This is a genomic window from Streptomyces sp. NPDC127177 (assembly GCF_042672475.1).
In the GTDB taxonomy this organism is placed as follows: Bacteria; Actinomycetota; Actinomycetes; order Streptomycetales; family Streptomycetaceae; genus Streptomyces.
The window spans coordinates 84,647-111,641 of record NZ_JBHXUW010000023.1; the positions used below are offsets into that span (position 1 = coordinate 84,647).

Here is a 26,995-nt window from a genome sequence, read left to right on the forward strand (position 1 = left end):
TGTACGTTCGCCGGGCCGTCGGCCCGCCGGCCGGTACGACCCGTACCGCGTGCGTACTCCCATTGGCCGTCGAGGAGTCGCCCCGCGACCGCCCTCCGGGAACTCTGGGAGTGGTGCGCGGTACCGTCCGCGGCCGTGGATGCACCGGGCAGGAGACCAAAGGTGGGGAAGCGGGAGCAGCGGCGGGGGAGGCGCGTCGAGGAGATCCGGAACCGGCGGTTCGTCCGGGCGCTGCCCGGTGTGGTGATCATCGGCGGGTTGATCTTCGACTTCTTCACCCCGCCCACCTTCACCGCCGTTCCCCTGTTCGCCGCGGCCCCGCTGATCGCCGCACCGTTCTTCTCCCTGGCCGGCACCGTCCGGGTCTCGATCGCCGCGCTGGTGTCCGTCGCCGCGCTGCGGCTGTACAGGGGGACCCTGCTCCAGGTCGTGCCGGACATCGAGCTCCTCACGGTTCTCACCGTCTCCGTCCTCGCGGTCTTCATCAACGGGGTCGTACGGCGGAGCAACGAGCAGCTGGCCTCCGCGCGGGTCATCGCGGAGACCGCCATGCGCGCGGTGCTGCCGACGCCGTCCGACCGGATCGGCGGGCTGCACGTGGCCGCGCGGTACGAGGCGGCGCAGGCGGACGAGTTCGTCGGCGGTGACCTGTTCTCGGTCACGGACACCCCGTACGGGGTGCGGCTGGTCGTCGGGGACGTGCGGGGCAAGGGCCTGGACGCGGTCGAGGCCGTGGCGGTCGTCATCGGCGCGTTCCGCGAGGCGGCCGAGCAGGAGCGCTCGCTGGAGGGTGTGGCGCAGCGGCTGGAGCGGGCGCTGGCGCGGGAGTCGAGCCGGCGCGGCGGTCTCGACGCGGTCGAGGGGTTCATCACCGCCGCGCTCGCGGAGATCCCGCCGGAGGCGACCCGGGTGCGGATCGTCAACCGCGGTCACCCCGAGCCGCTGCTGCTGCACAGGGACGGGGCGCTGGACGTGCTGCGGCCCTCGCTGCCCGCACTGCCCCTGGGGATGGACCTGGGGGTGTGGCCGGACCGCGCGGACGAGTGGGAGCTGCCCGCCGGGTCGACGCTGCTCCTCTATACGGACGGCCTCTCCGAGGCCCGTAACGCCGAAGGCGTCTTCTACGACCCCGCCGAGCGGCTGCGCGGGCGGATCTTCCCCGGCCCCGAGGAGCTGCTGTCCGCGATCACCGACGACGTAGGGCTGCACACCGGTGGGGTGACGACCGACGACATGGCGCTGCTCGCGGTCGTGCGGCCCGCCGAGGGGCAGCCGGAGCGGCGCACGACCGTGAAGATCGTGGGCCTGGGCGGTGGCACCGGATGACGGGGAAGGGCCGCGGCGCGGCGGCGTGCCAGAGAGGCCGCGCACACTGCCACCGTCCGTAACCGTAGGGCGCCACTCCGCATAACATTTGACGCAACGTCAGAAAGCGCATAACGGTTGAGGGACGATCAACTCGCCCGATTCCACCCGGTTGTGTCCCGTAAAGTCCAGGCCAAGGACGTGAACGATCAGTTGGAACGGCTTGGAATCGGACCCGGGTGTCTATTAACGTTCGATAACGCAGCGCGGTTGTCCCAGCCGCCGTCAGAGGCGGCACCGTGCGCGAGCGCCGAATTCCGCAAGGGAACCGGGGAACCACCTACATGGGGTGAATCGGGCATCTCTGTCTCGTCGAGAGACGGAGGGACCCGTAGGAGACCTTCCTGCTCCGAACCCGTCAGCTAACCCGGTAGGCGAGAAGGAAGGAAAGGAGTGCGCCCCAGTGGCGTCCAACAAGCCTGCCCCCGAAGCACCCTCCCGGTTCGTCCCCGAACACGGAAATGACTTCGGAACCGGGCCCGGTGCCGCTTACGGCACCGATTACGGAACCGAGTACGGAACGGCTTACGGAACCGATCGGGGCAGCGAGTTCGGCGACGGCTTCCGCACCGGCGAGGCCGACTCCGACAAGGCGTGGGAGGAATGGAACCCCACCGAGGACTCCGTCCGCCCCGTCCGCGGCAAGCACCGCGTCGCCAAGCAGCGCAACGGTCTCGCCCGTAGCTCCACCGTCCTGGGCGTCGGTGTCATCGCGGCCGTCGGCGCGGGCGGCATGGCCACCGCGCAGAGCAAGCCGCCGGTCTCCATCTCCCTGCCCGATTCCATCTCGGACAAGCTTCCCGAGGCCAAGTCCCTGCCGGGCGTCGGCGCGTTGTTCTCCGGTGAGTCCGAGGCGGAGAAGACCGGGACCGAGACCGTCTCCGCTCCACTGACGAGCGCGGGCATCACCACCACCGAGGCCGAGCAGGGCACGACGGACGCCGGTGAGGCGCTCCGCGCCCGCATCCTCCAGCAGGCCGAGCAGCAGCAGGACTCCGCCGACGCCGAGGTCAAGGCGGCCGAGGAGAAAGCCGCCGCGGAGAAGGCGGCCGCCGAGGCGAAGAAGCAGCAGGACGCCGCAGAGGCCAAGGTCGCCGCCGAGAAGAAGAAGGCGGCCGAGGAGGCGAAGAAGAAGGCGGAGGCGGTGCGACTGGCCAAGCTCGCCGCCAGCTACGCCATCCCCACCTCCTCGTACACGATCACCTCGACGTTCGGCGAGGCCGGTTCGATGTGGTCCTCCGGCTACCACACGGGCCTCGACTTCGCGGCCCCGACCGGCACCCCGATCAAGGCCATCCACAGCGGCACCATCAAGTCGGCCGGCTGGTCGGGCGCGTACGGCTACCGCACGGTCCTGGAGCTCGACGACGGTACGGAGCTGTGGTTCTGCCACCAGTCCTCGATCGGTGTCGGTGTCGGCCAGAAGGTCACGACCGGGGACACCATCGGACGCGTCGGCGCGACCGGCAACGTGACCGGCCCGCACCTCCACCTCGAGGTCCACACCCCGGACGGCACCGGGATCGACCCGATGGCATGGCTGCGCGCACGGGGCCTGACGGTCTGAGGCCCCCGCACGGTCCACGCACCGGAGCCGGGGATTCCCGGCCGGTTGGCCTGCGTTGATTGATCCGCCTCTGGTCTCTCCGGCCTGTCCTGCCTTCCGGCCCTTGCGGCCTCTCCGGTCACTGAAACCCCGGCAGTCCTGACGCTCACCCCCCGACGTCAGGGCTGTCGGCCTGTCCCCCCGCCGTCACCGGCCCGCTGCCCAAGGCTGCCGTCGTTGGTCCAGCCGTAGCCGTAGCCGTAGCCGTAGCCGTAGCCGTAGCCGTAGCTACGGCTGTATCTGTAGCTGTAGTGGCCATGGAATAGCGGGAGCGGGGGGACAGGTTGTTCCACCCATGACTTCTCTTCGCAAGCTCGGTTCGTCCGACCTTCAGGTCTTCCCGCTCTCCCTCGGCGGCAACGTCTTCGGCTGGACCGCCGACGAGGCGCAGTCCTTCGCGGTCCTCGACGCGTACGCGGCGGCCGGCGGCAACTTCGTCGACACCGCCGACACGTACTCCTCCTGGATCCCCGGCAACGAGGGCGGCGAGTCCGAGACCGTCCTCGGCAAGTGGTTCGCCGCGCGGGGCAACCGTTCCGACGTCGTCCTCGCCACCAAGGTCGGCTCCCACCCCTCGTTCAAGGGGCTCGCCGCCTCCACCATCAAGGCCGGGGCCGAGGAGTCGCTGCGCCGGCTCGGCACGGACTACATCGACCTGTACTACACCCACCACGACGACGAGACCGTCCCCGTCGAGGAGATCATCACCGCCCTCGACCAACTGGTGAAGGAGGGCAAGGTCCGCGAGATCGCCGCCTCCAACATCAGCCCTGAGCGGCTGCGCGCCTCGCTCGACTTCTCCGAGCGCGAGGGACTGGCCCGCTACGTGGCGCTCCAGCCGCACTACAACCTCGTCTCCCGGGACACCTACGAGGGAGCCCTCCAGGACACCGCCGCCGGTGCCGGGCTCGCCGCCGTCCCGTATTCCGCCCTCGCCTCCGGGTTCCTGACCGGCAAGTACCGCCCCGGCACGACCGTGGACAGCGCCCGCGCCGGTGGTGCGGCCCAGCACCTGGAGACCGGGCGCGGCCAGAAGGTTCTCGCCGCGCTCGACAAGGTGGCGCAGGAGCGGAACGCGGAGATCGCCACCGTGGCACTGGCCTGGCTGGCCTCCCGGCCGACGGTCGCCGCACCGATCGCCTCCGCCCGCACGGTCGAGCAGCTTCCCGCGCTGGTGGCCGTCGCCGATCTGCGACTGACCGACCAGGACCTGGCCGAGCTCACCGAGGCGTCCGCCTAGGGCCTAGGGCTGCTGGCCGTACGGCGGTTGGCCGTAGGGCTGCTGCCCGTACGGAAGTGGCTGTTGCTGCCCGTACGGGTGGGCGGGGTACGGCTGTTGGCTGTACGGCGGTTGCCCGTACGGGCCCGGGTGCGGGGCGGGGCTGCCGTATCCCTGGCTCGGGCCGGGTCCCCGGTACGCGCCGTACGGCCCGTAACCCGGGTACGGCCGCTGCTCCGGGCGTACGAACCGGGGTCGCAGGCGGCCCGTCGCCTGCGCCGCGTACGCCAGGGCGGGGCCGGCGACCTCGCGTCGCTGCCACAGGTGGTGCAGCAGCTCCAGCTCGCGTTCGCGCAGGTCCGGGCCGGCCGTGCCGTGGCGGGCCTGGCGGCGGAGGAAGGCCAGTGACGTCGCGAACGACTCGTACTCGGCGACCGTACGGGCCGCCGCCTTGCCCTGGACCTTGGCCTGGGCTCCGTGCGGGGGTGCGTGGTGGACCGGGTGACCGTAGGGGCCGCCGCTCGCCGCTGCCGCGTGCCATCGGCGGGCCGTGTCCCTGGCCATGCCACGGGCCCGCATCGAGGACAGCGCGAGAGGTTCGGTTGGGGAGAGCCAGCCGGCCGCGGCATAGGCGGGCAGCTCCACGGCCAGGGTGCGCAGCCCGCGCTGACGGGACCAGATCGCCAGCCATGTCACCAGCCCGAAGGCGGGCATCATGAACACCCCGTACACGACGTAGAAGCCGTACGGGCCGAACGTCGACGACCCGTTCCACAGGGCGTGCATGCCCATCGCGAGGACCAGGCCGAGCAGTGGCAGCGCGATGCGGCGGAACCGCTGGTGGCGTGCGCTGCTCGCCGCGATCCCGAAGCCGATGCCGGTCATGACGGTGAAGAGCGGATGCGCGAACGGCGACATCACCGCCCGTACGAAGAACGTCGCGACGGTCACCGAGGCGAACCCCGACCCCATCTCCTGGTCCTCGCCGAAGGCATTGCCCAGATAGAGGATGTTCTCGGTGAAGGCGAAGCCCGTCGCGGCGAAACCGGCGACGACCACGCCGTCGACGACTCCGTTGAAGTCCCGTCTTCGGAACAGGAAGAGCAGCAGTACGGCCGCTGCCTTGGCGCTCTCCTCGACGACGGGCGCTATGACCGTCGCGCCCAGGGTGTCCGCGTCGCCCGGGTCGGCGGTGGCCGTGGCGATCCACTGCGTCGCGAAGGAATTGGCGATGATCGCGACCAGGGCCGCCGCGCAGGCGCCCCACGCGAAGGCGAACAGCATGTTGCGCCACGGGCCCGGTTCGACCCGGTCCAGCCAGCGGAACGCCGTCATCAGCAGCGGGACGGGCAGGACCGCCAGCCCCAGACCGACGAGGAAGCCCTGGGTCCCCGTCTGGTCGCGGACGAGGGCCAGGATCACCAGGCCGCAGAGTGCCAGCACGGTGAAGACGGCGACGACGCGGAGCGTTTTGCTCCGCCAGAGCATGCCGACGCGGCGCGGCCGGTAACGCCACTGGCCGCGCTCCGGCACGGCAGCGAGGAACTCGCCGACCCGCTGCTCCTCGAGCACCGGGACGGACGGCTGCGACTGCCGCTGTTGCTGTTGCTGGACAGAACCGTCTGACACCCCACGACCCTAACGAGGCGGACTGACAACAGCCATGGCGCGAGGGTGGTGCGCACGGTCCAGGCGTAGGCCACGGCGTATGGGTGGTGCGCACGGTCACGGCGTACGCCGGGGCCGGGCCGGGACCGTGCGCGGCGGGGAGCGACGGCTGCGCGCGGTGGCCGAGTGGACGGATCAGTGGCGGGCGAAGAGCAGGTCGTGCACGGCATGGCCCTTGTCCAGGCCCTGCCCCTCGAACCGGGTCAGCGGCCGGAACGCGGGCCGTGGTGCGTAGCCGCCGTCCGCCGCGGTGTTCTCGAAACGGGGGTGCGCGCTCAGCACTTCGAGCATCTGCTCGGCGTACGGCTCCCAGTCGGTCGCGCAGTGCAGGACCGCTCCCGGCCTCAGCCGCTCGGCCACCAGGTCGAGGAACTCCGGCTGGATCAGCCGGCGCTTGTGGTGGCGGGACTTGGGCCACGGGTCGGGGAAGTACACCCGCAGTCCGTCCAGTGCGTCCGGCTTCAGCATCTCCCGCAGCAGGATGATGGCGTCGCCGTTGGCGACCCGGATGTTGGACACGCCGTTCCGCTCGGCGAGACGGAGCAGGTTGCCCTGGCCCGGGGTGTGCACGTCGACGGCGAGGATGCCGGTGCCCGGGTCGTCGGCGGCCATCTGCGCGGTGGCCTCGCCCATTCCGAAGCCGATCTCCATCACGACGGGCAGTCCGTCGAAGAGCGCGGGCAGATCGAGGACGCGCAGCCCGTCGATGTCCAGGCCCCACTTCGGCCAGAGCCTCTCCAGGGCGTCCTGCTGGCCGGGCGTGACCCGGCTGCGGCGAGGCTGGAAGCTTCGGATCCGGCGCTCGTGGTGCGAGCCGGCGGGATCGGCCGCGGGGCCGCCCGGGAAGCGGGGCGCCTGGCGCAGCCTGCGCTGGCGGTCCAGGGCGGCGGCACGCAGCTCGTCCGGGATACCGGCGGTGGCCGGCGCGGCCGGCGTGGGGTCGGCTTCGGGCGCGATGGGCGCGACGGGCGCGACGGGCGTGGCCGGCGTCGGTTCGGCTCCGGGCGCGGCGTCGCCGGGCGTCGCGGGGGAGGGGTTCATGGGCTCAGACACAATGCCCCGATTCTACGGCGGGCGGCTTCCACCCCGTCCCCTGTGCCCGTAGGAGTGCCCTGCGCGCGACCTCCCGCCCGATGGGCAGGGAGGCGGTGGCGGCGGGCGAGGGGGCGTTGAGCACGTGGACCGTGTGCGGGGCCTCGCGGATCAGGAAATCGTCCACCAGAGTGCCGTCGCGCAGCACCGCCTGGGCCCTGACCCCGGCCGGTGCGGGCCGCAGATCGGCTTCCGTGACCTCGGGGAGCAGCCGCCGTACGGCCGCCGTGAACGCGTGTTTCGACAGCGAGCGGTGCACCTCGCCCGCCCCGTACCGCCAGTGCCTGCGGGCGATCCGCCAGGAGCCCGGCCAGCTCAGCGTGTCCATCAGCTCGCGGGGGCGCACGACCGGCCAGCCGTAGCCCTCCCGGGCCATGGCCGGGACCGCGTTCGGTCCGACGTGGACACCGCCGTCGTGGCCTCGGGTCAGATGCACGCCGAGGAACGGGAACGCCGGATCCGGCACCGGATAGACCAGGCCGCGCACCAGATCGGGCCGGGCCAGCTCGTAGTACTCCCCCCGGAAGGGCACGATCCGCATCCCCGGGTCGTCGCCCGCCAGCCGCGCCACCCGGTCGCACTGCAGCCCCGCGCAGTTGACCAGCACCCGGGCCCGCACCACCAGCCCGTCCGCCGTGCGCACCGCCACGCCCCACGGCCGCCGGTCGATCGCGGTGACCTCCGCACCGAACCGGATCAGCCCGCCGGCTTCCCGCACCTCGGTGGCGAAGCGCTCGGCGACCGCGCCGAAGTCGCACACCCCGGTCGTGCCCACCCGGATCGCGGCGAGGCCGCGCACCCGTGGCTCGTACTCCGCGATCTGTGCCGGCCCCAGCTCGCGCACCGGCAGCCCGTGCTCGCGGCCGCGCTGGACCAGCGCGTGCAGCCGGGGCAGCTCGGAGCGTCCGGTCGCGACGATCAGCTTGCCGGGCACGGCGTGGGCGATGCCGTGCTCCCGGCAGAACTCGACCATTTCGGAGGCACCACGCAGCGCGTACCGCGCCTTGAGCGAACCCGGGCGGTAGTAGACGCCGCTGTGGATCACCCCGCTGTTGCGCCCGGTCTGGTGGCGCGCGGGGCCCCACTCCTTCTCCAGCACGGTCACCCGAGTGCCCGGGGCGGTCCGTGTGAGCGCATACGCGGTCGACAGGCCGACGATCCCGCCGCCGATCACCAGCACGTCGCAGTCGTACGCCGCGTGCGTCATCATCACGCCACCTCCCACCCCGATAGTGCACTGACCCACTGACAACGCACTCAAACCCCTGCGGGACAGCGTGGCGCCGGCGCTCTCGCTCCGGGCAGGAGCGGCTACGCCGGGGCCACCAGCAGCGGACGGGCGCGTTCGCGCAGCTCGACGACGCGCGGCTCGTCCCCGTAGGGCTCCAGCCGGTGCAGCAGATCGCGCACGTACTCGGTGGTCCGCGCCGACGAGATGCGGCCCGCCACCTCCACCGCGCGGGTCCCCGCCGCGCAGGCCGCGTCCAGGTTTCCCGACTCCAGCTCGGCGACGGCCGACACCACGAGCCGCAGCCCGTGCGATCGGACGAACTCCTCGGTCGGCCGGGACAGCGCCTGCTCGGTGAAGCGCCGCACCTGCCGGGGCGCCTTCAGGTCGAGGTGGCACTCGGCGGCGTCGGCCGCGAACCTGTCGTACGAGTAGAAGCCGAGCCACGACGGGTCCGCGTCGCCTTCCCGGGAGCGCTCCAGCCAGCCCTCGGCGGCCTTCAGCGCGGCCCCCGCGGCCGGTGCGTCGCTCGCCTTGGCGTGGGCGCGCGCCTCCACCAGGCGGAAGAAGCTCATGGTGCGCGCCGTCGCCAGTCCCCGGTTGCGCTCCACGGCCGCCTGCGCGAGGTCGACGCCCTCGTCGGCGAAGCCGCGGTAGGTGGCCTGCAGGGACATGGAGGCGAGGACGTAGCCGCCGAGCGGTACGTCGGCCGCGGCGCGTGCCAGGCGCAGCGCCTGGATGTAGTAGCGCTGTGCGGCCTCCTGCTGGCCGGTGTCGAAGGCCATCCATCCGGCGAGCCTGGTCAGTTCGGCCGCGGCGCCGAAGAGGGCCCGGCCCACCTCGTCGCTGTACGAACCCAGCAGCAGCGGTGCGGCGTCGACGCGTAAGCACTCCGGGACCATGGACGAACGCCAGTCCCCGCCGCCGTACTTGGAGTCCCAGCGGCGTGCGTCCTGGGCGGCCTCGCGAAGTTTGGACACATCGCTGTGGCCGACCCGCAGCGGCGAGCCGCCGGGCGTGGACTCGGGACCCGGCTGGGCCGGGATGGACACGCTGTGCCCCGGCACAGGCACCGATGGCCCGCCGTGTCCGGGCAGTGGCGATTCCGTCCGGCCGGGCGGAATCGATGTTCCGGGCGGGAGCGATGCCTCGGGTTGGACCGGCTGTCCCGGCTGTCCCGGCTGTCCCGGCGCCAGTGCTGCGGGCGCACCGGACGTGCCCTGCGCCCCCGTTGCGCCCCGTGCGCCCTGTGTGCCGAGAACCGCCGCCTCGGCGGCCGCCGAGGCGCGGGCGACCGATGGGTCGGCGGGGGATATCAGCCAGCGGGACGCGGGAGTGGCGTAGGCGCTCACCGAGAACGAACCGGCCAGCGACTGCCAGATCCCGCCGCTGCCCGCCCGCCGTCCGGCCAGATCCAGCCGGTACAGCTCGGTCGCCGAACGGACCGCCTCACCCACGTCGCGCGGAAACGTCAGACCGACCTCGGGCGCGGGATCGGCGTCGGCCAGCCCGATCTCGTGCAGCGGGACGGGCCGGCCGAGCTTGGCGCCGATCGCGGCCGCGATGAGATGGGGCGCGGCGCCCTGCGGCACCATGCCCTTGGAGACCCACCTGGCCACCGAGGTCTTGTCGTACCGAAGTGTCAGTCCGCGCTGCGCCCCGAGGTCGTTGACCCGCCGGGCGAGCCCGGCGTTGCTGATTCCCGCGAGGGCGAGAACGGTTCCGAGCTTCTCGTTCGGCCCGCGTTGCTCCCTGGACATGCGCCACCCCTCGACACACAGACGGCAGCCGCGTCACCGTTGAGGCGCGCGGCATTCGTACCGTGTTCTCCCCAGGGACGAACCCCGGCACTCCGGCCGCACACGCATTTGGCCGAGCCCCGAGGAATATGCCGCTCTGCTGAGAACATCAGTAAACCCAGCGTAGTTCGCCGCATCCCTACCGTTAAGGGGCGGACGTCCGTATGGCGGGATTGTTGTCCGTCCGACCCTCCGGGCCGCGAACCGTGTCGAACGGCGGGGAGCTCTGAGGCGTAAGGGGTCGACGGGAAGGCTGTGACGGGCTGGGGCGTGGCAGAAGTGGAGGTCGGGCGGAGGGGAAGCGCGGGGATGGGGGAGGAGGCGTGTCGTCCTTCGGTACGGGGCGGGCGGGCAGCCGGAGCACCCCCCGCGAGGGGCTCGGGGAAGGCGTGCGCGTGGGGCGCGGGGGTGGTGCGGCGGAGCCGTGGGGCAAGGGGGACACAGGCTGCTCGGACGCGCCGGCCCCCGCTCTGACCAGCCCGGATCCGCCCCGAGGGCGGCGCGGCCGTCCCCCTGGGGTGCGGGGGACGGCCGGCCCTTGCGGCGCCCCTGCCCGAGGTGTTCCGGCGTGCTCCTCATGTGTGGCCGTGCGCCCGGCCGTGCGCTCTGGCCCGGTCCGCGCGGAAGCGCTTCCATGGGTGCTGCGTGGGTCGGCCCGCCGCTCTGGACGCTGCGGGCTGGGGGAAACTGCCGCCTCATTCCCCGCAGGCGGTGGACCGGTCCGGGAGGCGAACTCCGTCTCCCGGACCGTGCGTGAGGCCGGGGATGAGCGGCCGGGTCCGGAGCTCGTTCCCATGAAGCGGCTCACGCGTGGCAGTTCGTGCGGGCCGATGGGCCCCACCCGCGTCCCCAGATGATTCGCGGCAGGTCACGGCGTTGTCCGGTGCTGTTCGGAACAACCCGGTACGTATCCGGATGAAGGCGGCCAGGATCTTCTGGGCATGCGGTTCCAGCGCACTCCGAGATTGGCTGAATATCGTCGGTCGAGCGGGGTTGGGCCGAGGGATTCGCGGACATCCCGCCGGCCGCCCGCGCGGGCCGCGTGCGGTGGCCGGATCCGGGCCGTTCGAAATGGCGTGCACGGGGGAACGCAACGCGCGTAATCCGTAACCCCGTTGCCGCCGACGGCGACGCGCGCGGGCGACGGTCCGGCCGATGCGCCCGGAGGCCCCGCTCGGGCCTTTGCCAGGGGCGCATGCGCTCACGACGTGCGCCGTCCGTAGCCACTCCTGCACGCCGTTGTCGTGGCAGCATGTCCGCAACGGCGCCGCGCGTTACCGGAGTTCTCCCGATAACGCCCTGCCGCGCCGTTTTGTCCACAGCCTGTGGAGGCGGCGATGCGTTGGTTGGTGGGTTGGAGCAGTATCGCCGCGAGCTTCGGCACGGTCGGGGCGGTCGGCGCGAACGACGAGGGGCGCACGATGCACCCCGTGGGCTCCCAACTCCTGTGGGGAGACCCGGATCCGCTCTGGGCGGTCGGCGACTGGCGGCCCGACGAGATCCGCACCGTCCGGGTGGACACGGCCGATGGGGCGCCGACCGTCCGGCTCGCCGTGCTCGGCTGCTGCGGCGCCACCGACGAACAACTGCGCGTCGGCCTGCTCGCCGCACGCGGAGGAGCCCTGCGCCACCTCACCGCATGGACCGGCAGCTACACGGCCGTCGTCCAGATAGGCCGACGGATCACCGTGGTCGGCGACCTCGCCGGAGCCCGCCCCGTCTTCTACACCCCGTGGGCCGGCGGTACGGCGTACGCCACCGCCGCCCTCCCGCTCGCCGACCTCATCGAGGCCCAGCTCGACATCGGCCACCTCGCCGCGCTGCTCGCCTGTCCCGAAACCCCGGAGGCACTGCGCGACGGCACCCCGTACGCCGGGGTGAAGCGCATCCCGCCGGGGCACGCGCTGATCCTCCGCGAGGGCTCGCGGGAGATCACCGGTTACGAGGCGGTGGCCTCACTCGCCGTGGCCGCGCCCGAACTCGACCCGGTCAGCGCCGTCGACGGAGTGCGCGACGCCCTGGTCGAGGCCGTGCGCGCCAGGCTGCTCGCACCGCGCCACGCCCCGGAGACCCTGCCGCCCGACCCGGGCCCGGTCCCCGGAATGGGCCCCGCCGAACGCCGGGCCGCCCGGGGCGCCCCCGTCCCCGGCATCGGCTCCGACCTCTCCGGAGGCAGCGCGTCGGCCACCCTCGCCCTGCTCGCCGCCGGACTCCCCGGGCTGCCCGGCACCCTCCTGGGACACGGCACCGGAGCGGGCGAGCGACTGCTGGCCGTCACGTTCAACGACCTGACCACCCGCGCCCACGAGGACGAACTCGAACGCGCCCGCGTCATCGCGGCCAATCCGCGGCTGCACCACGTCGTCGTCGCGGCGGGCGAGGAGGCCCTGCCGTACGCGGAACTGGAGAACGGCCCCCTGACCGACGAGCCGGCCCCCTCCCTCGTCCTCGTCGAACGCCACCGCCGCCGCCTCTCCGCGGGCAGCGCCGACCACTTCGTGGGCGACGGCGCCCGGCAGGTGCTCGACGCCCACCCGGCCCGCCTCGCCGACCTGCTGATCGACCGCCGCCGCCGCCATCTGCTGCGCCCGGTGGCCGCGCTCACCAAGGCCGAAGGGCCGTCCGCGCACTCCCTGTTCGTCCCGCTGACCGTCTACCGGGCGGCCCGCCGACTGGCCCGTACCTCTTACCGCACCGGCCTGGAAGCGGCGGCCGGCCGCCTTCCCGACGCCAACCGGCTGGCCCCCGATCTCGACACCCCGGCCGACGCTTCGCTCGCCGCGCTGACCTGGTCGCGTCCGGGACCCGCCGCCCGCTGGCTCACCGGGGAGGCGCTCGCCGAAGTATCGGTTCGCCTCCAGGAGGCGGCGATCCGCCCCACCTCCGTCCAGCGCCCCGGCGAGGCACGCGCCAGAGCCGCCCTCACCCGGAGCGCCGCCGACCACCGGATCCTGGAGCAGGCCGCCGAGGTCCGCAGCCAGCGGCTGCACGCCCCCTTCCTCGACAACCAGGTCGTACGTGCCGCCCGCGCGCTCCCCGAGTCCCTCCGGGTCCAGCCGGGCGCCCGCGCGGCCGTCCTGCGCCGCGTCCTGGCGGGCGCGGGCATCCATGAGCTGCCGCCGGGCTGGGGCGCTCCGTCCCAGGCGACCCCGACCGCGGTCACCCGGACCGGGCTGCGTACGGCGCTTCCCGAGCTGATCGCCCTCTTCGACGCGCCACTGCTCGCCGACGCGGGCCTGGTCGAGGCCCGCGTCGTACGCAAGGCCCTGCGGGCGGCCGCCGAGGGCGAACCCCTGCCCCTGGACGGCCTCGCCGACCTCGCCTCCACCGAGCTGTGGCTGCGCCGTCTCGTCTCCCGTCGCGGTACCTGCTGGACGGGCACGGCGGCTCCGCGCCAGCGCGCGGTCGCGGGCGGCGTGGTCCCGGCCCGCCGGACACTCCAGCCGTAGCGGGACGGCGCCGGCAGCCGCCCCACCCCCACACACGGACCGCCCTGGCGGCCCGCGGGGCCTCTGCTGTCGGTCCGCGGAGGCTTTCGCTGTCCGACCGGCAGGCCTCCGTTGTCCGTCCGCGGAGGCTTTCGCTGTCCGACCGGCGGGCCTCCGCTGTCGGTCCGCAGGGCTTCGCTGCCCGACCGGCGGGACACAATGGCGGGGTGCGGTATCTGATCCTGGGCGTCACGGAGGCGCGAGACGAGACGGGCGGTGCGCTGCCGCTCGGCGGTACGCGGCTGCGCGCCCTCCTCACCGCCCTGGCCCTGCGCCCCGGCAAGTCCGTGCCGATCACCGAACTCGTCGACGACGTGTGGGCGGACGATCCCCCGGCGGACGCCCCCGCCGCGCTCCAGGCCCTGGTCGGCCGGCTGCGCAGGGCCCTGGGGAGGGACGCGCTCACCAGCACCCCGGGTGGCTACCGCCTGGCCGCCGGACCTGACGATGTCGACCTGTACGTGTTCGACCGGCTGGCCCGGCAGGGCGCTGCCGAGCTGGAGGCCGAAGCCCCCGGGGAGGCCGCCCGCACCCTCCGCGCGGCACTCGCGCTCTGGCGCGGCCCCGCCTTGGCCGACCTGCCCGACCGCGACCACGGTCACGCGCTGCGTCCGGAGGCCCAGCGGCTGTCCGCGGTGGAGCGCCGCGTCGAGGCAGACCTGCGGTGCGCGGAGACCGGTGCGTGGACGGGGGAGGCCGCCGACGCGTGGACCGCGCCCGCAGCCCTCGTACCCGAGCTCATGGAACTCACGGCGTCCCACCCGTACGACGAACGCTTCCGCGCCCAGCTCATCCGCGCGCTCCGTGCCGCAGGCCGCCCGGCCGACGCGCTCGCCGCGTACGAGGACGCGCGACGCGCCCTCGCCGACGGTCTCGGCACCGACCCCGGGCCCGAACTGACCGCGCTCCACCACGAACTGCTCATCCCGGCGTCCGCCCCCGGCTCCGCGGCGGCGGACTCCGCCACGGGCAACCTCCGTCCCCGGCTCACCTCGTTCGTCGGACGTGAGCCCGAGCTCCGGGCCATCCGGGAGGAACTGACCCGCTCCCGGCTGGTCACCCTCACCGGACCGGGGGGCTCGGGCAAGACGCGCCTCGCGGAGGAGTCCGGCGCGCGGCAGGTCCGCGAGTCCGCCGGCGAGGTCTGGCTCGCCGAACTCGCCCCGGTGGAAGACCCCGAGGCCGTACCGGGAGCGGTACTCTCCGCGCTCGGACTGCGCGAGACGACCTTGCTGCGGGACAGCGGCCACGACGGAACGTATCTGCGCCCCGACCCCGTCGATCTGCTCGTCGAGCATCTCGCGCACCGGTCCGGGACCCGCCCCTTCCTCCTCGTCCTGGACAACTGCGAGCACGTCATCGCGGCCGCGGCCGAGCTCGCCGAGACCCTGCTGACCCGCTGCCCGGGGCTGCGCGTCCTCGCCACCAGCCGTGAACCGCTCGGTGTGCCCGGCGAATCCGTACGCCCGTTGGATCCGCTCCCGGCCGATCTCGCGCACCGCCTCTTCACCGAGCGGGCCCGCGCCGTGCGCCCCGGCTTCGACCCCGAGTCGGAGGCCGCACCCGACGCGGAGGCCGTCGCCGAGATCTGCCGCAGGCTGGACGGCCTCCCGCTCGCCATCGAGCTCGCCGCTGCCCGGCTCCGGGTGCTTGGCCCGCGCCAGATCGCCGCCCGGCTCGACGACCGGTTCCGCCTGCTGACCGGCGGCAGCCGGACCGTACTGCCGCGCCAGCAGACGCTGCGGGCGGTCGTCGACTGGTCCTGGGACCTCCTGGACGAGGACGAACGCACCGCCCTGCGCCAGGTCTCGGTCTTCGCCGGCGGCTGGGACCTGCCCGCGGCCGAGGCGGTCATCACCACGGCGCCCGGCCCCGCCCGGCACACCGCCGCCGCCACCGCGGACGTCATCGGGGCGCTCATCGACAAGTCCCTCGTCGTCGCCACCCCGGCCTCCGACGGCGGGATGCGCTACCGCCTCCTGGAGACCATCCACGAGTACGCCATCGAACGCTGCGCCGAGACCCCGGACGTACGGGCGGCGGCCGGGCGGGCACACACCGCGTACTTCCTCGCGCTGGTGGAGGAGGCGGAACCGAAGCTGCGCTCTGCCGAACAGCTCCCCTGGATCCAGTGCCTGGAGACGGACCTCGACAACATCCGGGCCGCCCTCCACCGCACCACCGCCACCGCCGAGCCGTCCGGCCCCTGCGAGCCGGACGCGGTACGTCTGGTGCTGGGCATGGGGTGGTTCTGGTGGCTGCGCAGTTACCGGCCCGAGGGCGTCGTCTGGGCCGAGCGCGCCCTCGCGCTCGGCCCGGAAATCGCCGACGACACCGACTCCCGGTACTGGCCGCGGATGAACCTGCACATGCTGCGCTTCTTCCTGGAGGCGGAGAGCAGTCCGTCAGACATGGACCAGGAAGGTCACCGGTCCCGGGAGTTCGTGCGGCGGATGACCGAGGCGTTCATCGCCTCGGGCCCCCAGGCCGCCCGCTTCCCCGGGCTGCTCTGGCCGATGACCTCGTTCATCACCCTCGGCATGACGGACCTGCACGACGTACGGCAGAAGATCGACGCGGTCGTCGACAACACCCGTCTCCACGGCGGCGCCTGGGAGTACGGCGTCGCGCTGATGTTCCGGACGCACATGGTCGTCGACATGCCGGGCGGCATGCCGGGGGTCGACGAGGACCTGGCGGAACTGCGGGTGCTGAGCCGCCGCGTCGGGGACCGCTGGATGCGCGCACAGGTCGCGAGCGCCGCGGCCGAGGCGGGCATGATGCGCGGGCGGTACGACGAGGCGCGTCCGGCCTACGAGGAGGCGCTGCTGCTCGCCCGTGAGGTCGGGGCCCATGCCGAGGCTCCGTTCCTCCTGGCCCGGCTCGCCGAACTCTCCTACCGCACCGGCGACCTGCCCTCCGCGGAACGAGGTCTGGACAGGTCGGAGGCCGAGGCGGAGCGCTACCAGACGCACGACGCGGCCGCGTACGTCCACTACCTGCGGGCCACCATCGCACTGGACCGGGGCGACATCGCAGCCGCGAGACGCAGGCTCACCGCCGCACGGGGGAAGCACCACGACGACAGCAGCCCGCCGTCGCAGTTCCCCGCGCTGCTGGACGGCCTGTCGGCCCGGATCGCCGTGCACGAGCAGGGGCCCGACGGTGGTCCGGCCGCCGGTCTGCGCGGGCTGACCGCTGCTCTCGTCGCGGCGAGGGAAGCGCAGTGCGCCGAGGTCATCACCGGATACCTGGCCGACGGTGCGGCGACCGTACTGCCGAAGGTGGGCCACCATGCCGCCGCCGTACGGGTACTGGCCGCCGCCGACGGCTGGCGGCTCTCCGGCCCCAGAACGGCGGCGGAGCAGTCCGAGGTGGACGCGGCCGAGCGGCTGGCCCGCGAGACGCTGGGGGCGCGGAGCTACGAGAAGGAGCGCGCGGCGGGGAGCGGACTGACCATCGACGACGTCATCGGCTTGCTCGACGAGATCACGGGCGCGGCGGGGGACGGTACGGGCCTGGCAGGGGACGGCGTCGGTTTGGTGGAGAACGGTACGGGCCCGGCAGGGGGCAGCGCCGGCGCGGTGGTGAACGGCACCGGCCCGGCAGGGGACAGCGCCGGCCTGGCGGGCGACGGTACGGGCCCGGCAGGGGACGGCGCCGGCCCGGCCGAGAACGGTACGGGCCCCGTCAGCGGCAGCTGATGCGGGATTCGGCCCAGTCCGCGAGGGCCACCCCGCCGAACGGGCCCGCCGGCTCCACGACGAGGCGGATCCGGTCCTGGCCCGCGATGCCGACGCCGACCGGCACGGCCGGGTCGTCCCCGTTCATCACCGGTGACTGCCACAGCCGCGCCCCGTCGCCGTTGAAGACGGAGAAGCGCACCGATCCGAGCCCCATGGTCAGATCGTCGACGCCGACCATCGCCTCGTAACGCGTGCACTGGCGGTTCAGCTCGATGACGACCGACGAGCGGCTGTGGACGGTCACCCCGTGGGCGTACCGCGTGCCGCCGATCGACATTCCGGAACGCTGCCAGACCCAGCTGCTCTCCCCGAGCACCACCTCGGGCCCGGTGTGGTCGCCGAGGAGGCTGTAGCTCAACTCGCTGACCTGGTAGACCTCCGGTGCCGGTGCGGGCGGCGGCGGTGGGGTCGGGGTAGGTGTGGGCGTCGGCTCCGGGGCCGGCGGGGCGGGAGCCTTCGGCGTGGGGGTCGGAGTCGGGGTGGGCTTCGGGGGCGGCGTGGGCGTCGGTGTGGGTGTCGGCTTCGGCGGCACGGGAGCGGGCGGCGCGGCCTTCGGCGGCGGGGTCGGCTCGGGGGCCGGCTTCGGCGGTGCGGGCGAGGGCACCGCGGGCGCCACGGCCGGTGGTTTGGCCACCGGCTTCGCCTCGGGCCGCGGCTGGTCGTCGCCGACCAGCGCCCACACCAGCCCGGCGGCGGCCGCGACGACGACCGCCGCCGCGATACCGGCCTTCGCCGGAGCGCCGAGCCCCTCGGATGCGGCGGCACCACCGGCCGATCCCGCCGACGAGCTGCCGCCGGTCGCCGCGGCCGCTGCACCGGCGCCCGCGGCACCGGCTGCCCCGCCCGCCACGATCCCGGCCGCCTTGAGCGCGTACCCGGCGGCGAACCAGCCGATGACCGCGACCGGGAGCAGTGCGGGGATCCCGGCGTTCACATGGGCCAGTTCGCCCGCGGCGAGCCGGCATTTCGCGCACTCGTCCAGGTGCCCCCGCAGCCCGCGCTCGGCGCGCATCCGGAGCCCGCCACGGGCGTAGGCGCCGAGCCGGTCGGCGTAGCGCGCGCAGTCCCCGCCGGCGGTGAGCGCCTGGCTCACATGGGCCTGCAGATAGGCCTGCTTCAGACCCTCGCGGGCCCGGCTGGCCAGCACCGACGTGGCGTTGGCGGTGAGTCCGAACAGCGGGGCGATGTCGCTGGGCGACTCCTCCTCGACGGTGGTGTGCCACAGGACCGCCTGCCAGCGTTCGGGGAGGCTGCGGAAGGCCTGCATCGCCATCGACTGCTCGGCCTCGTGCATCGCCAGCACATCGGCGCCGAGATCGAGGGTGTCCGCGTCCGACACCTCCGAGGAGCGCGAGGCCTGGGAGGCGAACGCCGCGAAGTCGTCGACCAGGTGCTCGCGCTTCGCGGTCTTCGTCCAGGCGGCTCCGACGTGCCGGACCGCCGTCATCAGATAGGCGCGCACCGCCTCCTCGGGCCCTTTGCCGCCGCGTACCGCCTGGAGTGTCCGGGCGAAGACCTCGGCCGTCAGGTCGTCCGCGGTGTGCGCGTCCCGGCAGCAGGTGCGCGCGTACCTGCGCACCGCGTCCGAGTGCCGGCGGAACAGCTCCTCGTACGCGAGGTCGTCGCCGTCCCGCATCTGTTGGATCAACTGGGCGTCGGAGAGGGCGAGCCCGGAGGCGTCCGTGGTGGATGAGCCGCTGCCCACCCGCTGAAGGGGCACGGCGGCGGCCGCCGTGTCGATCGCGTCCGGGTCAGCCGGTGCCGGGTTCTCGACCGGCGCGGGCGGCCAGGGACCGGGCAGGACCGTTCCGCCACCGTCTTCGTCCACGCTCTGGCGGCCGGGGCCGGCCTGGTTCGGCACCTGCCCCGGTGGCAGCCCGCCCGCACCGGTTCCGCCCGCCGCGGCTCCGCCGTCCGTGGTGGAGACACCGTCGAACGACTCTTCCTGCTGCCCGTCACCGCTCATCGCGGACGCCCCCGGTTGCGCTTTCGGACCCGAACACCGGGCAAGCGTGCCACAGAGCGCGGGAACGGCGGACGCTCATCCCCGGCAACCACTCATCCGGGGCGTTCTCCCGAATGTGAGCACTAACGGACACCCGTTCGGGGAAGGGGTAACAGGATGTGCGGAAGGGACGGTTGAGCGCGCAGGCGTCAGAAGTGACTGCACAGACCCGCAGCCGGCCCGCCGGTGAGGCCCCCGCGATGACGGGGGCCTCACCGAAGCACGGTCAGCACGGTCCACCGCCGCTTCACGCGGGACGCGAGCGCAGTCCCTCCAGCAGGATGTCGAGCAGCCGGGCCGAGGCCGCCGCCTGCTGCGCCGCGTCCGGCAGGGAGGGCGCCGCCGTCGCGATGACCAGCAGCACATCGGCCACCGTCACATCGCGCCGCAGCTCACCGGAGGCCCGCGCACGGTCGACCAGCCGCCCCACTACCTCGAGCAGTTCGACGGCCCCGCTGCCGACCTCGTCGCTCGCCGTCTCCGGCGCGCCCCGCTGCCCGGCAACCCGCAGCCCGCCCTGGCCGACCGCCTGAGCGGTCTCCTGTCGCTGCTGGGGCACCCGGGCCTCGTCCCGGCCGCCACCGGCCGCCGGGCCCGTTCCCACCTGTTCCGCTGCCCGTACGGCGCCCGGATCACCGACCACCGTCGAGTCGTCGGTGTCCACGCCGACCCGCAGTATCTGCGGCGGCAGCAGACGGCCCGCGCCCGAGGCCACCGAGGTCCGCAGGAAGCGCGACAGCGCCGACCACGGCTCGTCCTCCTGGCCGAGTGCCGACTTGGCCTGGTCGGTCAGCCGGGAGGTCTCCTCCTCGGCTATCCGCCGGACCAGCACGTCCTTACTGGGAAAGCGCCGGTACACCGTCCCGACACCGACCCTGGCGCGACGCGCCACATCCTCCATCGGAGCGCCGTACCCGAGCTCGCCGAACACCTCGCGTGCCGCCCGCAGCACATGTTCCAGATTGCGCTGCGCGTCCACGCGCAGCGGCGCCGAACGGCCGTGCGCCCCGGCGCCCGCGGCGCCGGCGCCCAGCGCCGCGCCCAGTGTGCTCACCGTTGCCGACGGCACCGAGGCCGCTGCGGACCCCCTACCGTTCACCGTACCGACTGCGCCGATTCGTCCGTTTCCTTCGGACGTGACAGCAGTAGTCGGCCAATGCGATTCCTGAATATGCATAACTTTTCCCCCGGTTATGACGTCTCCCCCCGGAGACTCCCGCCGTGTCTGCCGGGTTGACCGATGGTCCACATCCGACACCCCGACGACACACGAACATAGTTGAGCTCGGGTCAATTCAGAAGGGGGCAGTTCCGCCCGGAGCGCCCCCTGATCGGAACAAGGACCGGTTGGTCACCGATTCGCCCTGTGCCCGTGCCGTCGGCCGCAACCCCTGACCTGCGGGGCGTCCGTAATGCCGCAACGATCAAGCGGACCCGCCCGTTCGGACCCTCCGGTCACACAATTTGCCGGGGCTGTGGACAAAATCCGGAGCGCGTTGCGTCATGGGGTGGTGATGGCTTCAGATTCCGGGGGAACACCCCCCGGCCCCCCGCCGGGTGTGCGCATTCTCGTCGTCGGTGGCGGATACGTCGGGATGTACACCGCACTGCGTCTCCAGCGCCTGCTGAAACAGCGGCTGAGAAGCGGCGAGGCCGAGATCGTCGTCGTCACCCCTGATCCTTATATGACGTATCAGCCGTTCCTCCCCGAAGCCGCCGCCGGGTCGATCTCACCGCGCCACGTGGTCGTGCCACTGCGCCGGGTCCTGCCGCACTGCACGATCGTCATCGGCGAGGTGCGGAGCATCGACGACACCGAGCGCACCGCGACCGTCACCACCCTGGCCACCGGCGAGGACGGCACCGGTGCCGTACGGATCACGTACGACCAGATCGTCGTCGCACCGGGCTCCGTCTCGCGCACCCTCCCCGTCCCCGGCCTCGCCGACCACGGTTTCGGCTTCAAGACCATCGAGGAGGCCATCGGGCTGCGCAACCACGTGATCGAGCAGATGGACATCGCCTCCGCCACCCGCGACCCCGCCATCCGTGACGCCGCCCTCACCTTCGTCTTCGTGGGCGGCGGGTACGCGGGTGTGGAGGCGCTGGCCGAACTGGAGGACATGGCCCGCTACACCGCGCGGTACTACCACAACATCAAGGCCGAGGACCTGAAGTGGATCCTGGTCGAGGCCACCGGGCGCATCCTGCCCGAGGTCGGTGAGGCGATGGGCAAGTACGCCGTCCGGGAACTGCGCGGCCGCAATATCGACGTACGCCTCGACACCCGGCTGGAGTCCTGCGAGGACCGGGTGGCCGTGCTCAGCGACGGCTCCCGCTTCCCGACCCGCACGCTCGTGTGGACGGCCGGCGTCAAACCCGCACCGCTGCTCGCCGCCACCGGCCTCCCGCTCAACGAACGCGGCAGGCTCCGCTGCACGGCCCGGCTCACCGTCGAGGGGACCGAGCACGTCTGGGCCGCAGGGGACGCGGCAGCCGTCCCCGACCTGACCTCCGACGAGCCGGGGCGCGAGACCGCCCCCAACGCCCAGCACGCGGTCCGCCAGGCCAAGGTCCTCGCGGAGAACATCGTCGCGTCCATGAACGGTGAACCGCTCAAGGAGTACCGGCACAGCTATGCGGGTTCCGTCGCCTCACTCGGCCTCCACAAAGGTGTTGCGCACGTCTACGGACGCAGGCTCAAGGGCTACCCTGCCTGGCTGATGCACCGCGTCTACCACCTCAGCCGGGTCCCCACGTTCAACCGGAAGGCCCGCGTGCTCGCCGAATGGACCCTCGCCGGCCTCTTCAAGCGAGAGATCGTCTCCCTGGGCTCGCTGGAACACCCCCGGGCCGAGTTCGAACTCGCCGCGGGACGTCGTCCAGCGACCGACGACGACGACTGTCAGTAGGGTCCGACACACTGGACGTGTGACCATAGGTGGGCTCACATCTGCACAGAGTGACCCGGCAGGCAGCGGCCGACAGTGACCAGCAGAGACCGGCTCCGGCTGCGCCTTCCGGCGGTCAGGCCCCGAACCGGCCGGAGAACCGGCCAGAGAGAACCGGCAGGAAGAACCGGCAGAGGACCCGGCAGAGGAAGCAGCCCGCCCGAGCGGACCAGACCGACACACGAGGCCAGAAATTCCGTGAACTTCACGCGTTGGAGCGCCCGCCTACCCGGTACGCAGCGTCGCGCGGCCCGGGACGACCACAGCGCCGTCCCGGCGGCCCGCGCCGAATACGCACAGGACGAAACCGGATCCGGCCCGCCGGACGCCGAGCCGGTCGGCGCCGCACCCGGACCCGCGGCGCCCGCCCTGGAGGCTCTCTCGGCCCGGGACATCCTCGGCCGGCTGCCCGCGCTCGTCGCTCTGGTGCACGGCCCCGAACACCGCGTCACGTACGTCAACGACGCCTACGCCGCGGCCTTCGGCCCCCGCCCGTCCGGCGTCCCCGCAGCCGAGGCGATGCCCGAACTCACCGAGCTCAGCCTGCTCCCCCTGATGGACCAGGTCCTGCGCAGCGGCACACCCCGCACCGTCAAGTCCCGCAAGGTCGCCGGCGGCAGCTCGTACACCGTCACCTGCACCCCCGTGTCGCACGGCGGGGACGAGGGACACGAAAACGGTGTGCTCGTGTACGCCGCCGACGTCACCGACCACGCCGAAGCCGCCGAACGCCTGCGCACCAGCGAGCGGCGCCACCGCGAAACGGCCGTCACCCTTCAGCGGTCCCTGCTCCCGCAGGAGCTGGAACAGCCCGACGACCTGCGGATCGCCGCCACGTACCAGCCGGGCGGTACGGACGCCGCGGTCGGCGGCGACTGGTACGACGTCATCACCCTCGGAGCCGGCCGCACCGCCCTGGTCATCGGGGACGTGATGGGCCGCGGAGTGCGCGCCGCCGCCGTGATGGGCCAGCTGCGGACCGCGGTACGGGCCTACGCCCGCCTCGACCTGCCGCCGCACGAGGTGCTGCAACTGCTCGACGGACTCGCCGCCGAGATCGACGCCAGCCAGATCGCCACCTGCGCCTACGCCGTCCACGACCCCAACGAGGGCCGGCTGGTCTACTCCTCGGCCGGCCACCTCCCGATCCTGGTGCGCGACGAGGACGGCACGGTGCACCGCGCCGAGGGACCCACCGGACCCCCGCTCGGCACCGGCGGCTGGATCCACACATCGGGCACCATCGCGCTGCCGCCCGGCTCCACCGCCGTCCTCTACACGGACGGCCTGGTCGAGCGGCGCAGCGAGGACATCGACGAGGGCGTGGCCGCGCTGGAACGCGCGCTGTCCGGCGCGAAGGGCGCACCCCAGGTGGTCTGCGACCGTCTGATGCGCTCCCTCAACATCACCGCGGAGCACGACGACGACGTGGCGGTCCTGGTGGTGCAGCACCCCGCCCGCACCGGCTCGGCCGCGGAGCTGTTCCACAACGCCTCGCTCGATCTGCTCGGCGGCATCGAAGCGGCCCCGCGGGCCCGCGCCTTCGCGACCGGAGTCCTGACGTCGTGGCGCTTCCCGGTCGAGCTGTGCGACCTGGGCGTGCTCGCCGCCGGCGAACTGGTCGCCAACTCGCTCCAGCACGGCACCCCGCCGATGCGCCTCGGCCTGCGCCGCACCGACCGCCGGCTGATCATCGAGGTGACCGACGGCGACGATCACCTGCCGCGCCGCCGCCGGGCGGACCCGGCGGACGAGGCGGGCCGTGGCATCTCGATCGTCGCGACGATCGCCACGTCCTGGGGCAGTCGGCGCACCCCGGGCGGTGGCAAAGCGGTCTGGTGCGAATTCGCTCTGCCGCGCTGAGGGCTGTCCCGTAATCGTCGTGCGCCCGCCAGGGACTACGGGACGGCCCTCAGCGGGCCGCTCCCTCAGTGAACGGCGGCGACCGGCGCCGGCGCCTCGGCCGACGAGGTCTCCGGCAGCGACACGGCCACCACCCGGGACGGCACCGCAGCGACGGACGGCTGGTCCTGTACGGGGGTGAGCCGTCGGCCCAGCCGTAGCGCGAGCACCGTGATGCCCAGCGAGAACAGCACGAACGTCACGATGTACGGCCCGTGCAGCGAGGCTCCCATCGGACCGCCGACAGCGGGACCGACGGCAAGCGCCAGCTGCTTGCACAGGGCGAAGGCGGAGTTGTACTGCCCGACCATCGACTCCGGCGCCAGATCGGCGACCAGCGGCGCGACGGTCGGCGAGAGCATCGACTCACCGAGCCCGAACAGCGCGTACGTGGAGATCATGGCGGCCGTCGCCATGGTCTGGCTGCCGTGCCCGAGCCCTGCGTAGCCCGCCACGATCCAGGCGAACGCCCAGATCAGACCGACCGCTGCGATGACCCGGCTGCGCCGGCGGCGCTCCACCAGCCGCAGCACCACGAACTGCGCCACGACGATGACGGCGGTGTTGGCGGCCAGCGCGATCCCGAGCGTCGAGGGCTCGATCCCGGCGGCCTCGGTGCCGTACGCGGCAAGCCCGGACTCGAACTGTCCGTAGCAGGCGAAGAACACCACGAACCCCAGCACACACAGCTGCACCATGGCCCGGTGCGAGAGCAGCACCCGCATGCCACCCCGCGCGGCGGTCCCGGACACCTCAGCGGCGACGCCAGGAGTACGGGGCATCCGCACGGTCGCCGCGATGGCGCCGAGCACGAGGAACATCACCGCTTCGATCAGGAACAGCAGCGTGAAGGACGCCGGCCGCTCCGTGTCGACGATCTGCCCGCCGACCAGTCCGCCGATGCCGAGGCCCAGGTTCTGCAGAAAGAACTGCATGGCGAAGGCGCGGGTACGGGTGCCGGCGCTGGAGCACCGGACGAGCATGGTGGCGAGGGCCGGCTGCATGACGGCCGTCCCGGCACCGAGCACCGCCGCCGCGAGGACGGAAGCGGTCACCTGCGAGGACAGGCCCAGCGCGACCGCGCCCAGGGAAGCGACGACCGAGGCGACGACCAGCACGGGCAGCGGCCCGCGTCGGTCGATGGCCCGGCCGGTGAACGGCAGGACGGCCAGCGCTGCCATGGCGAAGACCGCCAGTACGACACCCGCCGTACCGGCACCCAGATCCCGCACCTGCGCCACGTAGACGTACAGATACGGAACGGTGAACCCCAGCCCGAACGCGCTCAGCGCGCTCCCCAGCTGGATCCGCCGCAGCGCTGCACCCATTTCCCTGGTCACACTCACCTACCTCAAGGTCTCGAAACTCTGCGAACCGCGCGAACCCCGCGGTCGGCACTCTGCGAGCGACACTCCGCGAGTGAACGACTCGAACCCGAAGACTTTAGCACTAAACTTAGAAGCTCAACAATACAGACCGAAGGACTTCGATGCCTACGAGGGCGTGCCATACTGCGCGCCATGTCTGACACCACCGGGCCCGGCCTCCAGGAGCCGAGCCTCGACGAGCAGATCGCCGCCTACCAGCGCGAGTTCCGCGACCTGGACCCGCAGGTCGAACAGGTCGTCTCGGCGCTCGGCCGGCTGAACCGCCGTATGAACGTGGCGTACGGACGCCAGGTCGCCGCACTCGGCATCAGCAACGCCGAGTGGGAGGTCCTGAAGACCCTGGTGCTGGGCGGCGCCCCCTACCGGCTGGGCCCGGGGGAGCTGGCCAAGCGGCTCGGGCTGACCCCGGCCGCGATGACGCACCGCATCGACCGCATGGCGGGCGAGGGCCTGGTCACGCGCGACCGCGACGAGAACAACCGGGTCCGCGTCATCGTCGAACTGACCGACGAGGGCCGTACGAAGTGGCTGGAGGCGATGCGGATGGCCACGGACTTCGAGGAGGAGCTCCTCCAGGACCTCTCCGGCGATGAGCGCGGCGCCTTGGGCGAGATGCTGATCCGCCTCCTGCGCAGGGTGGAGCACGCCCAGCCGGACGCCGGCGGACGCCTCACCGACCTGGACTGACACGGCCCTGCCGGAGGCGCCGGGGGAGGGGTTGACACGCCCCGCGTCGATCCGTAAGGTTCTTCGAGTTGTCACGGGTCCGAAACGGTTCCGAGGCAACCGATCCCGCCGCGGATGCGGCAACCAAAACTCAGAACGATCTCCCACTCGGGACAATTTCGGCATGCCGAAATCAATTTCGAAGACTCGATTATGAGTCGCCGGGAAGATCCGCTAGGGTTTTGAACGTCGGAACGGCCCAACGGCCGCGAGGACAAGCCCCACTGACTGGGAATCAGGCCCGAAAGGATCTGATAGAGTCGGACTCGCCGGAAAGGGAAACGCGAAAGCGAAGAACTGGAAAGCGAAAAGATGCGAGGCCCGCTTCGACCGGGAATCGGACACGAAAGAGTCTGATAGAGTCGGAAACGCAAGACCGAAGGGAAGCGCCCGGAGGAAAGCCCGAGAGGGTGAGTACAAAGGAAGCGTCCGTTCCTTGAGAACTCAACAGCGTGCCAAAAGTCAACGCCAGATATGTTGATACCCCGACCTGCTTCGGCAGGTTCGAGGTTCCTTTGAAAGTCCTGCGAGGTCACTGACCTGGCAGGCAATGCACATAGCGAGGATGTAGTGAACGGTCGGTCTTATTCCGATCTGATCGTTCCGCTCTCGTGTGTGTGATCCCGATTACGGGAAAACATTCACGGAGAGTTTGATCCTGGCTCAGGACGAACGCTGGCGGCGTGCTTAACACATGCAAGTCGAACGATGAAGCCCTTCGGGGTGGATTAGTGGCGAACGGGTGAGTAACACGTGGGCAATCTGCCCTTCACTCTGGGACAAGCCCTGGAAACGGGGTCTAATACCGGATA

General features: G+C 72.5%; 16 protein-coding genes, 1 rRNA gene and 1 riboswitch. Of the genes, 9 read left to right on the forward strand and 8 right to left on the reverse strand.

What is annotated here, in order from left to right:
- The first annotated feature begins 162 nt into the window (after positions 1-162).
- Positions 163-1,326 (forward strand): PP2C family protein-serine/threonine phosphatase, encoded by a 1,164-nt coding sequence (locus tag ACFVJX_RS16715; protein ID WP_384136067.1) that lies wholly within the window; start codon positions 163-165, stop codon positions 1,324-1,326.
- Positions 1,327-1,603: 277 nt separating this feature from the next.
- Positions 1,604-1,757, forward strand: a riboswitch (cyclic di-AMP (ydaO/yuaA leader).
- An 11-nt stretch (positions 1,758-1,768) separates the two neighbouring features.
- Positions 1,769-2,932, forward strand: a complete 1,164-nt coding sequence (locus tag ACFVJX_RS16720; protein ID WP_384136065.1) for a M23 family metallopeptidase — start codon at positions 1,769-1,771, stop codon at positions 2,930-2,932.
- Between the two features lie 158 nt (positions 2,933-3,090).
- On the opposite strand, the gene ACFVJX_RS16725 is transcribed toward ACFVJX_RS16720, so the two are convergent.
- Positions 3,091-3,264 (reverse strand): hypothetical protein, encoded by a 174-nt coding sequence (locus ACFVJX_RS16725; protein WP_384136063.1) that lies wholly within the window; start codon positions 3,262-3,264, stop codon positions 3,091-3,093.
- 2 nt (positions 3,265-3,266) lie between these two features.
- Between ACFVJX_RS16725 and ACFVJX_RS16730 the strand changes: the two genes are divergently transcribed.
- The gene (locus tag ACFVJX_RS16730) at positions 3,267-4,211 is read left to right on the forward strand and encodes an aldo/keto reductase (protein ID WP_384136061.1); all 945 of its coding nucleotides are present in this window, start codon (positions 3,267-3,269) and stop codon (positions 4,209-4,211) included.
- 3 nt (positions 4,212-4,214) lie between these two features.
- On the opposite strand, the gene ACFVJX_RS16735 is transcribed toward ACFVJX_RS16730, so the two are convergent.
- The 4 genes from ACFVJX_RS16735 to ACFVJX_RS16750 form a co-directional block, all read right to left on the reverse strand.
- Positions 4,215-5,819 (reverse strand): PrsW family glutamic-type intramembrane protease, encoded by a 1,605-nt coding sequence (locus ACFVJX_RS16735; RefSeq protein WP_384136059.1) that lies wholly within the window; start codon positions 5,817-5,819, stop codon positions 4,215-4,217.
- Between the two features lie 174 nt (positions 5,820-5,993).
- The gene (trmB, locus tag ACFVJX_RS16740; protein ID WP_384136072.1) at positions 5,994-6,899 is read right to left on the reverse strand and encodes a tRNA (guanosine(46)-N7)-methyltransferase TrmB; all 906 of its coding nucleotides are present in this window, start codon (positions 6,897-6,899) and stop codon (positions 5,994-5,996) included.
- 4 nt (positions 6,900-6,903) lie between these two features.
- Positions 6,904-8,160 (reverse strand): L-2-hydroxyglutarate oxidase, encoded by a 1,257-nt coding sequence (gene lhgO / locus ACFVJX_RS16745; protein ID WP_384136057.1) that lies wholly within the window; start codon positions 8,158-8,160, stop codon positions 6,904-6,906.
- Between the two features lie 101 nt (positions 8,161-8,261).
- Positions 8,262-9,938: a sporulation protein gene (locus ACFVJX_RS16750; protein ID WP_384136055.1), complete on the reverse strand. Its 1,677-nt coding sequence runs from the start codon at positions 9,936-9,938 to the stop codon at positions 8,262-8,264.
- A 1,376-nt stretch (positions 9,939-11,314) separates the two neighbouring features.
- On the opposite strand from ACFVJX_RS16750, the gene ACFVJX_RS16755 reads away from it, so the two are divergent.
- Both ACFVJX_RS16755 and ACFVJX_RS16760 read left to right on the forward strand, forming a co-directional pair.
- Complete coding sequence (locus ACFVJX_RS16755) at positions 11,315-13,426, forward strand: asparagine synthase-related protein (protein WP_384136053.1); 2,112 nt, start codon at positions 11,315-11,317, stop codon at positions 13,424-13,426.
- Between the two features lie 206 nt (positions 13,427-13,632).
- A complete protein-coding gene (locus ACFVJX_RS16760) occupies positions 13,633-17,169 on the forward strand; it encodes a BTAD domain-containing putative transcriptional regulator (protein ID WP_384136051.1) in 3,537 nt (1,178 codons plus the stop codon).
- Here ACFVJX_RS16760 and ACFVJX_RS16765 read toward each other — a convergent pair.
- Positions 17,156-19,177, reverse strand: coding sequence for a sigma-70 family RNA polymerase sigma factor (locus ACFVJX_RS16765; RefSeq protein WP_384136049.1), 2,022 nt, complete (start codon positions 19,175-19,177; stop codon positions 17,156-17,158). The genes ACFVJX_RS16760 and ACFVJX_RS16765 overlap by 14 nt on opposite strands.
- Positions 19,178-19,463: 286 nt before the next feature.
- Positions 19,464-20,393: a TetR/AcrR family transcriptional regulator gene (locus tag ACFVJX_RS16770; protein WP_384136047.1), complete on the reverse strand. Its 930-nt coding sequence runs from the start codon at positions 20,391-20,393 to the stop codon at positions 19,464-19,466.
- A gap of 418 nt (positions 20,394-20,811) precedes the next feature.
- On the opposite strand from ACFVJX_RS16770, the gene ACFVJX_RS16775 reads away from it, so the two are divergent.
- The gene (locus ACFVJX_RS16775; protein WP_384136071.1) at positions 20,812-22,128 is read left to right on the forward strand and encodes an NAD(P)/FAD-dependent oxidoreductase; all 1,317 of its coding nucleotides are present in this window, start codon (positions 20,812-20,814) and stop codon (positions 22,126-22,128) included.
- Between the two features lie 237 nt (positions 22,129-22,365).
- A complete protein-coding gene (locus ACFVJX_RS16780) occupies positions 22,366-24,030 on the forward strand; it encodes a SpoIIE family protein phosphatase (protein WP_384136045.1) in 1,665 nt (554 codons plus the stop codon).
- Positions 24,031-24,095: 65 nt separating this feature from the next.
- Here ACFVJX_RS16780 and ACFVJX_RS16785 read toward each other — a convergent pair whose 3' ends face one another.
- Positions 24,096-25,397, reverse strand: a complete 1,302-nt coding sequence (locus ACFVJX_RS16785; protein ID WP_384136069.1) for an MFS transporter — start codon at positions 25,395-25,397, stop codon at positions 24,096-24,098.
- A 192-nt stretch (positions 25,398-25,589) separates the two neighbouring features.
- On the opposite strand from ACFVJX_RS16785, the gene ACFVJX_RS16790 reads away from it, so the two are divergent.
- Both ACFVJX_RS16790 and ACFVJX_RS16795 read left to right on the forward strand, forming a co-directional pair.
- Complete coding sequence (locus ACFVJX_RS16790) at positions 25,590-26,144, forward strand: MarR family winged helix-turn-helix transcriptional regulator (RefSeq protein ID WP_384136044.1); 555 nt, start codon at positions 25,590-25,592, stop codon at positions 26,142-26,144.
- Positions 26,145-26,823: 679 nt separating this feature from the next.
- Positions 26,824-26,995: ribosomal RNA gene (locus tag ACFVJX_RS16795) — 16S ribosomal RNA — on the forward strand; the annotation flags it as partial.